This is a genomic window from Streptococcus suis, assembly GCF_024509555.1.
Classification (GTDB): domain Bacteria; phylum Bacillota; class Bacilli; order Lactobacillales; family Streptococcaceae; genus Streptococcus; species Streptococcus suis_AD.
This window is the reverse complement of sequence record NZ_JAMWEL010000015.1, coordinates 17,426-29,436: the sequence shown is the minus strand read 5'-3', so window position 1 is coordinate 29,436 and position 12,011 is coordinate 17,426. Positions and strand designations below refer to the sequence as shown.

Here is a 12,011-nt window from a genome sequence, read left to right as displayed (position 1 = left end):
CAGACTGCAGGAGGCTTTTTTGGTTGATAGACACCAGTTTGAAGGAGCAATTGGTACTCTCAGCACCGTACCTAGACTAATTTTTGAAGAAAAAAGCTTTGATTTTTTATTCAAGTTCTACTTCAGATATTGGCTCTACAGTTTCGTAGTAATAGCTAGAATGAGTAATCTTCAAGCAACGACACATGGCTGAAATTCTGTATTTGTCCTTGTTAGCAGTGATTATTTCCAATTTCGTGCCATAATCACTTCTGCTTGTTTCAGGATGTCTAATTGAATTTCCAGCTCTATATTTCCTTTTCTGAATCCTATCAACTCACCTTGTTCATTTGTTAGGTGATCGACAGTTTTGAAGTAACGGCGATTTTTTAGACATATCTATTCTCCTATTTTCTTTAGTGTAGAATACTTTATAAATTATGTCTAGTTTAGTGTAACCTATTCGGGACGGTTCTTTTCCTAGCTTAGCAGCCATAGCTGGGAAGGGCCTTAACTGTTCAATTCCCGTTTGAATATCGTTGTGGACAGAGAGAGGCAAGTGTTTGTTTTCATTGTTAGCTATCCACTTGTCCCATAGTAAGTTCTACCTTATTTTTTTATCTCAGTCTAATTTCCAGTTTTGGCGTTAGACTAGAACTTACTTTGAGAATTTAAGGGTAAAAATAATTTGAGTATTTTTCTTTACAAGAGAAGAGGATTTTAGTATAATTTATTTTGTGTGTAATGGACGCACAAAAATACAGTTTATCCGCTGGGTTTAAAAGCACCTAAGATTGACAAAGATAGGAGAATAAAATGAATCCATTGATCCAAAGTTTGACAGAAGGTCAACTTCGTACTGACATCCCTTCATTCCGTCCTGGTGACACTGTACGTGTTCACGCTAAGGTTGTCGAAGGTAACCGCGAACGTATCCAGATTTTCGAGGGTGTTGTTATCTCTCGTAAAGGCCAAGGCATCTCAGAAATGTACACTGTACGTAAAATCTCTGGTGGTGTAGGTGTTGAACGTACATTCCCGATCCACACTCCACGTGTTGATAAGATTGAAGTAGTACGTTACGGTAAAGTACGTCGTGCTAAATTGTACTACCTACGTGCATTGCAAGGTAAAGCAGCGCGTATCAAAGAAATCCGTCGTTAATTTAGTCTGTTTGACTACTTAATTCGGATTACATAACAACGAATGTTGTAATTGATTGAAGAAACACCTATTTTGGATGATATTCTTCAATCTTTTTTATTTGCTCAATTTGTAAAATTTATCTAGACAGAAAAGCCATTTATGTTAGTCTCAGAAAAACAACCAGATTTGTCTGATAGGAACTAACATAAATGACCTATAACCATTTACTACAAAGCCCTCACTAGGATATTACACCTAGTGGGGGCTTAATGTTTGATGTCATTATTTTGTTGGGGGGCAAGCTATCATGGATGTCTTTCCCTCTACAAGCAAGTATTATAAGAATGATAAACGACTATAAATATAGTAAACAAGAATGATAATAAATATAAGTGGAACTCGCCTTAGGTATTCGCCTCTCTAAAAAAGGAATCGATATGCCCTAACATGTCTTCCGGCCGGTTAGTTGAGAATGAGATTGATGTGAACTCTGGTCGATGGGCCAGAGAATCAAAAGCGACAATAGGAATACCGAGCTGATGTGCTTGTTCTACAGCAGATTTTTCTTCAGGACCATAATTGATATCTAAGTATATATCAGTCATGGAGAGAATGTTTTGGTCAATATCTTTATCATGGATATTACTATAAATATTGATATTTGGATATTGCCGAAAACTGTCTAAATAAGGGGATATGTAGACACTGGCAACAATATGGAAGGCCACATGAGGAAGATTTTCTGCCAAGTAAGCTAGATGTTCAAGTCTATCTGAAGCAGTGAAGGTAGTCACATGGTATTGGAATTGCTTTCGGTTGCGAATGGTAAACTGGTTCTTGGTGGTAACAATACTATTAGCAGGTATATCCTTACTAATGGTGCAACCAGCACCAATAATTGTGTTATCGCCGATGGTCACGCCTTTGAGAATAACCGAATTGGCACCAATCCAACAATTCTTACCAATTCTGATCGGAGCAGACTTGAAGGCTAGTTTTTCGATATGGTAATTAGAAAATTTATGATCGAAGTCATAGAGTTTTACACCGTCGCCAAACATGGTATCGTCTCCAATCTCAATTCGATGGTGGCAGCGAAGAACGGCATTGCTATTGAAAAAGACTCGTTTACCAACAATCAAATTGGCTTGAGGTACGACTTCAACCGTCGCAAAGTTTCTGAATGTTAATCTACCATCTATTTGAATATGGGCACCAGGGGAAATCTCATTGATAGAAAATTGGCCAAGTTCAATATTTGGGTGCATAGTTTTTCCTTTACTTTGTGGTTAAAACAGCATGGACGGCATCGATAAGTAATTTCTTTGAGTAGTATCCATCGGTTAATAGATTTCGATAGTTGAGAACGTGTGTGACAAGATTTCTATAATCTTCTTCCGTCACACGCTCAACGACTTGGTTGGCTTCCTCAAGGCTAGATACTACAAAACCTAATTGGTTATCTTTAATAATATGTGCATTGGACAGGGTTTCAGGCACAATGACAGGGATGCCAGCAGCTAAGTAGGTGGATAATTTATAAGAAACGTTGATATTATAATAGTCAGCATCAAGTCCTTGAGCCCAGACTAGACCAAAACCACCTGTTTCATTGAGTGCTCGAAGGAGGTATTCTCCATGGTGCCAGCCTTTGTAATGAACTTGACCATATGGATTGGCGGGGTGTTCATTTGAGAATAGATTGAGGGGGACAGGATGGCTCCACTCGTTGACAAATGGAAATCGTTGTGGATTGCCCGCAAAACTAATCTCTCGTCTATATGGAGGAATGTTAATCCAAGCTTTAGTTGTGTGGTCCCACATTTCTTGTATGAGGGTCTTTTTCACAGTCAAGCCTTCCTTGTAGAGAATATCCAGCATGGCTTGTGACGGAGCAATAATCAGGTCAGCTAGGTTGTACATTTCGATAATTTTAGGCATCAGATAGGCATTGCTACTGAACATGAGGGCGGGATTATCGTGAATGAAAATAATAATTTTGAGGTTGGTATAAATCTTCAGGCGTCTGATGTATTCAAGGTCAAAATGGGTGCCATTCCAACTTGGTGCTTGAAAGATTACTATGTCTCCATTGCCAACTGCGGCATTCATACCGTCAAATCGGATAGCGAGCTTGTCAGGTGTTTCTCCGTCAGCATTAAAAAAATAGATGCCGATTTCTTTCATGTCAAGTTGTTTAGCAATGTTGCAGACCATATTTTGGGCCATTAGTGCAACGCTTAGTGCTGATTGACCGTAAAGGTTGGTAATATGTACTTTCATATCTGTCTTTTTCCTAATTGGTATGGTGGTTGGGGAACATGGAGTGTAGATCATCTAAGAAGTGCGGTAGATTGCTTATTGGATAAAGATGATCAGCCCATTCTTTTCTATGAGCAGTCTCTTCATAGGCAAAGATGGGGCCCCTTTTTTCTTTCATGATAGCAAGGATATTTTCCAATTCTGGTCCATGATTAATATCGAGGTAGAAGTCAATGTTTTCTAGCATTTCCTTCAAATTAAAAGGATTGTAGTTGGGATAGAGGCTACAGTTTTTATCATACTGTAAATCTACAATTTCTAGGATAAAGGACGTTGGAGTAGCAATTTGGAAAGGAACCTATGGCGGAGATGGGATTATGGTCATCAAATATGACCTAACTGCCATATAGGGCAAGAAATAACTTTAACTATGTTCAACTGCAACAATACTAATTCCCAGGGACATAATCCAATAACCTAGCAACGGATACCCAGTAAGAGGCTAAGATATCAGCAAAAGCGGCATCATTGCTCTAATATGGATAAAAATCCTTGTGTTCTATTTGTAAAAAACATTTCCCAAAACTAGAACCTATAAGCGTAATTCAGAATTCTGTCCTAGAAGAGTTTGTCAGCTAAACAGTTCTTTTTTTCAAATGCAGTCAATGTTCCTTCAACTATACTGTCTATATTAAGTGAAAAGGATCTCTCGATTAAAAGGACTTCACTCGTGGTCATAGGTTCATACTTCAATGGGGTGAGTTGATAGATAAACTGCCTTTTTTAAACTCCAAATTGTGAAAAACCTGCATGGAGGCCAGTTGCGATATTTTGCAATAATTCTGGGTCGTGCAAAAATTCCTCAACTGTTTGTCCATTAAGGTAACCATGTTGACTTTTGAAACCTGTAAATTCCTGACAACGGTTTTCCAAATCTTCCCGAAGAGAAAGATAAGTGGTTGGATTTTGTAGTGGATTGTTGACGTTGTATTCAGTATCTAAAAACTCTTGAATGGTCATGTGATTTGCCAATTCTCTTAGGCTATCAAAACGTGACGCATCAAATCCAGGTTCTTCTAACATTAATACATTGGTTTCTAGAGCTAGGCATGGTAAGGTGGCATGAAGTCGCGTAGTAATTACTGAATGAGCGGACTGATAGAGGTACAAAAAATATTGGGCGAGCTTCATCTTTCTGCTGGTTGACATGAATTTATGGTTAACATAAGGATGAAGTCTTATTACTGGACGATCTGTTTGGCTCTTGATTTTGTGATAGACTTGATCAGGGACATCAACTGCTAAGATATAGTCACGTTTTTTTACAGTTTCCTCTTTTTGAAGAGTGAGGGTTAAACAGCCAGAGAAGTAGGAGTCAACTCCAAGTGAGGCCAAGAAGTCACTAGTATCTTTGCTACGACCACCAACAGGTTGGTATTTTTTGAAAAATTCTATATTTTCCGAGCTAGAAAATATTGGCTTAACATGATCCACGATATACATGGAAATGAGTAGGGGATGAATTTGTGATTGCTTTATTGGGAAATGGTGAGGTTGGTGGGTGTACCAGCCATTCATAATAAGTTTGATTTCCTCATCTGTATCTGGTACAAAATAGTTAATATAATCTCTATTAATGAAGTAATCAACCTTTGGTAAAAATTTGAGTGCAGCAAGTGACTGGATTTCGTCACCGATATTTTGAGTATTGTATTCGAATAGGGCAAATTTGGTCATGATGATTGAGTGCTTTCTGTTGGATAAGTTTTATTATTTTTCTGCAAATTCAATTTTTTGCAGTACAGTATGGTATTGAATGGAGTCGGTTAATTGATAGATTTCCATTAAATGTTTATATTCAGACAATATATTTAGGTAACGTTGGCGGATGTCTTTGAGAGGGAGTTGAGCAAGTAGACAGTCTGCTATTTTAGATTCATAGATTGGTATAAAGTCATCTATCCAACTGAGATTAAAACCAGAAGTCATAATACTATTTTTTCGTTTTCGATAGATGTATAAATTTTTATTGACTTGAACAATCTTATTGGCTTTTAAAAAGAGTTTGTGAGTTGTAGCCTCGTCATCGAATTTTCGCCCGACAGGGAATACTACATTTTGAAAACAAGATTTCTTAATCAGTTTACAAACGGTTACTATATAATTTGAGTTATTATATTTTCCCCAATGGGTTTGTCGGATTACGGCTTCTTGTGGGCTGACGACTTCAAAATTGGTGTGGTGGTCAATATCAAATACGTGAAATTTTCCATCGCTTTCGTCGTACCTAAAGTAGTGTCCCATTGCTATATCGGCCTGCTCTTCTTTACAATGTCGATAAAGCGTTGCGATAAGATCCTTCTCTATCAGGTCATCACCATCTATCAAGGTGAGGTATTCTCCACTTGCATGCATTACTCCAAGGTTTTTAGCCTCGGATGCACCCCCGTTCTCCTTGTGAATGACCTTGATACGGTTATCTTGTCTTGCTAGTTCATCACAGATTTCTGCTGTCCTATCTGTTGAACCATCGTTTACAATAATAACTTCCAGATGTTGATATGTTTGGTTCAAGATACTTTGAATACATTCCTCAATATAGGGAGCGACATTGTAGGCAGTAACAATGGCACTCACAAGTTCAGGCGCCTGTTCTCGATACATATATTCTGCCGAAGATAGATAGTAGATGGAAGGTGAAGAGTATGCATCAGACAGCAACAAGTTGCCAGTATAAGTATGGATTGTTTTAGAGAAATGATCTGTAGTAAATAGTTTTCCCCATAGGTGTTCAATATACATTTCTTGTTTATGATCCAAACTCTGTAATGTTTCATGTTTGATGATTCCCTCAGGCTGAAGTGGATGGTGGAAGTAAAAAACACCGTCGTTGGAATTGAAGATAAAGTAGTTGGCCAAGGTGATATCTGCTTTTTCCAACTCAGCTTTTTCTACCAGTCGTTTGATATAATCTTCCTCAATGAGATCGACTTCACGGATGAAAAGAATATAAGTTGCGGTCGTCTCTTGCACTATTGATTGGTATCTTTTAGTCCGAGTTTCGTTTGAGGGGGTTAACAGTCGGATACGCCCGTCATTTTTTTCATAGTCCCTGGCAATTTGTAAGCAAGCAAGTGTAGGGGCATCAAGTGTAAGGATGACTTCTATATTGAAGTAAGATTGGCGGATAATACTATCAATGCATTCTTTAATATGTTGGTCTTGATCATGGATATCTAGGACAACGGCGACTTTTGGCTGATGGGAGGAAATTAAATCATAATATTCCATACGGTAGCGGCGGTATTCATCAATGTAGGGGGAGAGATAGTCGAATGTCTGATGTTTGTTATTCCAAGGTTTGGTCTTTCCAGAACCAGAAAAATGAAGAATAATGCCATCTTGTTCATTGATTTCAGGCCACATAAGACGCCAGTTTGTAAAATTGTAAACATAGCTGAATAGTACACAATCGTCTTTAAAAATCATATTGAGTATGTCTTGGTCGCCGAAACGAAGTTCTGGACTTTTGGAGACTGCTGTTTCTAAGAGCAGTTTGTCTAGTTGTTCTGAACGTAGTTTTTGTAAGTTAAATAGAAGGACCCCCGCATTGAAATAATTATGATGATCCTCAAGTCCAATCGAATGGACATGCTCTGGGCAACCCGCATAGATATCAATTTCTCTTGAAACGCCTAATGAAGCAGTTGATAGATCTGTATTCCAAAGTGTACGAATTTCCCCACGTATCAAAACATCCACATCAAGATATAAGATCTTATTGACATCTGGCAATAATTCTGCTAATAAAAAACGATAGTAGGTTGAAATATGTAGCCCATCTTTTGCCGGTTTGATTTTTTCGAGGTACTGATTTTCTATTTTTACAAATTGAATGGTTGTGTTTTGGAAGTGAGTCATCAGTTGCTCAAGATTACGCTTATATTCTGCTTCTATTTCTTGATGCAGTATGTAAATCTTGATAGAGCTTTCTGTATTGTGTTTTAGGATTGAATAGATGGCTGTTCCTACGTAATCCGCATATTTTCCAGCAACAGAAAAAGCGATATGTATTGGGCTAGAATTGTGCATAGGATTTACCTTTCGGATATTTTTAAGATAATTTGTGAAGTATAAGATGTATCTTCAATTGACAAGATATCTTGGTCAAAATTATGCTCTGCGGTATGTTTATGACTGAATTTTATTTTTTCAGTAGCCTGTAACTTATACCATTCGTATTCTGAATCAATATGACCGATATCAATGATCTGATAGCCTTCTTGTGACAACTGATAGGCCAACACTTTTGCTGTTGGACCTAACATGACGAGGATGAGTTTGTCTTTTCCATGTTCTCTTATGGCTTGTTTGATCGCTTCCAAGTGCTCATAGGCATTGCGAGAAGGGCATATGATGCGTTGGATAGAAGTTGCTTCTTGGAAGAGGTCGTTTCCAACACCGGAGCGAGAAAATTCTCCCTCAACGATGAGAATATCCTTATCTTGCCAGATTTTTTTCAACTGCGTGAAATAATGACTGGAAGGTTCCTTATCAATCAAATCCATATAGGGTCTTGAAATAAAGGTAGAGCCATACCAATCGGCTTGGCAGATATCTTGGTAGTAGGATTTATAATAGTCTAGATGGCCTGTCCAAAAATCGCGAGCAGCTTGATTGTAGCGTTCAAGATGGTCAAAAACGTCTGAAAGACAGACCATAAAATTCGGTTGACTATCCAGGGAAAGAATATGTTTTAATTCTTCTGCAAGCTGAGGGTGGTAGTCTTGATAGGGGATGCTATTGCCGGCAATGATATCCATTTCACCGTCACCGAATCGAGCAAGGGAAGATTGGTGTCTTAAGAGATAGTCAATGGTTTCAGAAATCCCCAAGACTGTTGGATGATTAGTGGTAGTTTCCCCATATTCTTTAGTGGCTAATCTTTCTAATGCTAGTGCCATTTCTTGCACCTGGCTGAAAGTGACCTGTCCTTGTTGTCCATGTTGGGTTTGTGGCAAGGAGTAGACTGGCTTATTAAGGGCATTGAATCGTTCAATTATACTTTCAACTTCTCCATCGTAATTGATGTCTAGTAAGACACTTGATTGTTGAACTAAGTCGTCAACTACACAGCTTAGACCAATCAGATTGGAAGCAAGGACCAGGTTATCATAACGCAATAAGCTAGCCAGTCGGTCGGATACCATGACAGGTGATGCGATGATAAAGGTCCATTGAGGAAGGTTCTCCAAGAGAAACTCAATTCCTTCTAGCCCTTCGCTGTAGGTGTAGATAAAGGCAGTAGGTTTAGGTTTCTCTACCTGAAGTTTTTCCATACGTGGGAGAGGATCCTGTTTTTGGATGTCGGTCCACTCCAAGTCATGATAAAACCACCACAAATCTCTAAACAAGGATTGCGTATAGATACTCCAAGGTTTTCTTTCGGTCAAATAGTGGATAATGGCTGGATAGGTTGGATAATCGAGTGGATAGTCTGAAAACATTTGGTGTATGGTGACGAAATTATAAGTATTCTCAAGGGCTAGCCAGCGGTCTTTGAAAACCATGTTTAGAATGCTTTGATCATCTTGTATAACCTTATCATGCCATTCATTTGTCATTTCAATCAAATGTTTTGTCATGTTTTCTTCTTTCCATTGTTTGTTATCAATGAGGAGAACACCGGAGTTAAAGACGTGTTCGTTGAAATAGACCTGACCACCTAAATCTTTGACGGCTGCCAGAGGATAGCCTTGCATATCCATAGTAAAAAGTGGTGTTAAGTCTTGAGACACAACAAGGTCGCAATCCACATATAGTACCCGCTCCTCTGTAACTAATTGTGGGATAAAATAGCGAAGAAAGACAGTATAGCTAATATTGGTTTGGTAGCCTTCTAAAATCTGACTATTGACACGACCATTGATAATTTTGGAATCCAGCGGAGCTAGTTTTTTATTTAAGCCTGTAAACCATTCTGAGGGGAAATCACTATTGATAAGGTAGAAGGTTACGTTTCTATTATGGTAGCAGATGGATTTAATAGTGGTTAAAACTTGTGTATTGTAGGCATAATTAGCGGCTAATACGATCGTTTTCTTGACAGGTGTCTCTTTTTGACTGGTTTGTAGATGCTTCAAGGACTCTATCATTTGATCAACTCGATCTAGCGCATAAACTGTTGCAGGGCAATCAGGGCTAGTAGTTGTTGTAAAGGCTAGCATCGGAATATTTCGATCCTTGATTTTTTGGATAATATCAAGCTGCTTGTTGCCATAGTTGATATCAAGATAAATCTGGCAATCTTCAATGAGTCTATCTAAGATCGGACCGACGATAGACTGATAGAGGCGGACATTATCGTAGATATTTAGTTTGAGTAGAGGCAACCCCATGTTCGTATATGCTGCGATGTGGAAAGTGATATCTGGACAAGCTTGAACAAGCGTTTCAATCTGTTCAAGTGATTCTGAGTTAGTAAAAGTAAAGGCGTTGAAATTTGTCTGGAGCTGTTGGAAATCTTCTAGCTCAATACCTGCCAAATTAGACCAGTCCGTCATAGCAAATGTCCACCAGAGGTCGCGGTAGCGGTGTGAGCTGTAGGTGTTCCAAGGCTTATGTCGGGTAGTAAAGTGGATGATTCGTGGAAATGCTTCCGATTGGTTAAAATGATTGCTCCAATTGCTATAGAAGGCTACCAAATCATGACCGACTTGTAGGTTCTCTCTTCTGTCAAGTTCGAGCCAGTTATTGGCAAAGACCTTGTTGAAGACTGTCTGATCTCCATTGAAAAGGTAATCAGGTTCTGCTTCTTTTTTTGCTTGTTCTGACTGAGTTGTTTGAATAAGTTGGTCAAGAATATGTTCCTTACGCCATTTCTTATTATCGATGACGAGGACACCTGAGTTAAACTCAATTCCTGAAGGATCTAAAATGGCAGCCAATGGGTAGCCCTTTAAGTCTAAGGAATAGAGAGAGTCAAGGGACTGACAAACTAAGGTATCGCTGTCTAGGTAAAGTACCCGGTCTTCTGGAATGTATTTGGGGATAAAGTAACGAGCATAAGCCATATGATTGATGTGGTCATGGGTCGGCCATTCTTGTGTTAACTCACTATCAAACAGGCGGATGTCATGAATCTCGCTATCAAATTGTGATGCTATTTTTCGGATGGAAATAAACCATTCCTGAGGGATGTCCTGGTTAAAAATATATACTCTACACTGGCGATTAAAGTGAAAAATAGATTTGAGACAGGTGGTTAATTGGAGTAGATATTCTTTGTCTCCGGCTAAGCAAATAATTTTTTTCATGATTAATCCTTTTTAAACGTTTTGAAAAATGATATTATAGTAGTTATAAATTATTATACAGGAATGTGCTTTAAATAGGAAGAGGTCTTTTTTGAATAGATTGATACATAAGTTTTATAGGTATAAAAAATTTATACTTACTTTCACAATCATACTTGTATTTATTTTGGGAAGACGTTTGCTCTTGCCTCTGGTTGACACGGAAAAAGTCTTATCTGCAAACCAAGGGTTCATAGTAACTGATTATTCTACAACAAGTCTATTTGTTTTGGGGCTTGGTCCTTGGATGTATGCAACGATTTTGATGAGCCTATTCAACATAAGGAAGGCAAAAGCAGTATCTCCTCAGGTAATAAATGCTAGAAAAAATGCTCTTCAATTGCTGATTGCAACTATTCAAGGGCTTGGTTTGGCAATTAGTTTCTCCTATCAAGAGGGAGGGGGAAATACGACCCTGATGATTTTTATGGTCACCCTGATTACTGTGGCAGGGGCTTTTGTAGTTGGTTGGCTTATTGATACCAATGCTGCCTACGGTATTGGTGGCTCGGCTCTGATTGTCTTGGTAAATATTATTTTAGGTCAATTTTCAACATTTCCAATTGTTTTAGATTTGATAGGAACTTATCTGACCCCCTATCTCTGGTTTTGGTTCTTTTGGATTTTACTGACGATTTATATCATTGTTATTTTTGAAAAAGCAGAATATCGAATACCCGTTCAACGTGTCTCAATAAAAAACCACTTGGCAGATGAGGCCTACATGCCTATTAAGCTCTTTATATCGGGTGGAATGCCCTTCATGTATGCCTTTACTTTATTGGGTTTTCCGCCCTACCTACTTTTATTCCTTTCTTTCCTTTTCCCCCAGTTTAAATCAACACTGTCGGGTTGGACCAGATTCTTTTCAATTATGGAGTGGGAGGGGATTATTGTTTATTTGGTCATACTTTATGTACTAACTATTTCATTTGCCTATATCAATCTCAGTCCAAGGGATAAGGCAGATGAAATGAGACAGTCAGGTGACTTTATATCTGATGTACGACCAGGAAAAGAAACAGTTGACTATTTATCACATGTTGTTGGTTGTTTGGGGCATTTTAATGCTATTTATTTAATCATCATGTCAGGGATTCCCTTGTTTATCGCGATGATTCATCCGGAATTACGGGCTATCGCAGGATTACCTGGTGTTATTATGATGACTGCGGGTATTATTTTGGGGATTTTGTTAGAATTTAAAATCATGCTATTGAAGAAAAGGTATCGACCGCTTTTTGATAGTAGTGAGGAAGGTTAGAAGGT

The 12,011-nt window shown here is 38.4% G+C and carries 7 protein-coding genes and 1 pseudogene; 2 read left to right on the top strand and 6 right to left on the bottom strand.

Annotation, left to right across the window (positions count from 1 at the left end; all coding sequences use genetic code 11):
* Nucleotides 1-109: 109 nt before the first annotated feature.
* A pseudogene (locus NF418_RS07335) lies at nucleotides 110-354 on the bottom strand (IS3 family transposase); the annotation flags it as partial.
* A 441-nt stretch (nucleotides 355-795) separates the two neighbouring features.
* On the opposite strand from NF418_RS07335, the gene rplS reads away from it, so the two are divergent.
* Nucleotides 796-1,143, top strand: a complete 348-nt coding sequence (rplS, locus tag NF418_RS07325) for a 50S ribosomal protein L19 (RefSeq protein ID WP_011921928.1) — start codon at nucleotides 796-798, stop codon at nucleotides 1,141-1,143.
* 386 nt (nucleotides 1,144-1,529) lie between these two features.
* Here the strand turns inward: rplS and NF418_RS07320 are convergent, their stop codons facing one another.
* The 5 genes from NF418_RS07320 to NF418_RS07300 form a co-directional block, all read right to left on the bottom strand.
* Complete coding sequence (locus tag NF418_RS07320; RefSeq protein WP_256779044.1) at nucleotides 1,530-2,393, bottom strand: acyltransferase; 864 nt, start codon at nucleotides 2,391-2,393, stop codon at nucleotides 1,530-1,532.
* 10 nt (nucleotides 2,394-2,403) lie between these two features.
* Complete coding sequence (locus NF418_RS07315) at nucleotides 2,404-3,408, bottom strand: sugar transferase (protein WP_256779043.1); 1,005 nt, start codon at nucleotides 3,406-3,408, stop codon at nucleotides 2,404-2,406.
* A gap of 762 nt (nucleotides 3,409-4,170) precedes the next feature.
* The gene (locus NF418_RS07310; RefSeq protein ID WP_256779042.1) at nucleotides 4,171-5,124 is read right to left on the bottom strand and encodes a polysaccharide pyruvyl transferase family protein; all 954 of its coding nucleotides are present in this window, start codon (nucleotides 5,122-5,124) and stop codon (nucleotides 4,171-4,173) included.
* Nucleotides 5,125-5,157: 33 nt separating this feature from the next.
* Nucleotides 5,158-7,479: a glycosyltransferase gene (locus NF418_RS07305; RefSeq protein WP_256779041.1), complete on the bottom strand. Its 2,322-nt coding sequence runs from the start codon at nucleotides 7,477-7,479 to the stop codon at nucleotides 5,158-5,160.
* A 5-nt stretch (nucleotides 7,480-7,484) separates the two neighbouring features.
* Nucleotides 7,485-10,703: an SP_1767 family glycosyltransferase gene (locus NF418_RS07300; RefSeq protein WP_256779040.1), complete on the bottom strand. Its 3,219-nt coding sequence runs from the start codon at nucleotides 10,701-10,703 to the stop codon at nucleotides 7,485-7,487.
* A 91-nt stretch (nucleotides 10,704-10,794) separates the two neighbouring features.
* On the opposite strand from NF418_RS07300, the gene secY2 reads away from it, so the two are divergent.
* Complete coding sequence (gene secY2, locus NF418_RS07295) at nucleotides 10,795-12,006, top strand: accessory Sec system protein translocase subunit SecY2 (protein ID WP_256779039.1); 1,212 nt, start codon at nucleotides 10,795-10,797, stop codon at nucleotides 12,004-12,006.
* Nucleotides 12,007-12,011: the final 5 nt, after the last annotated feature.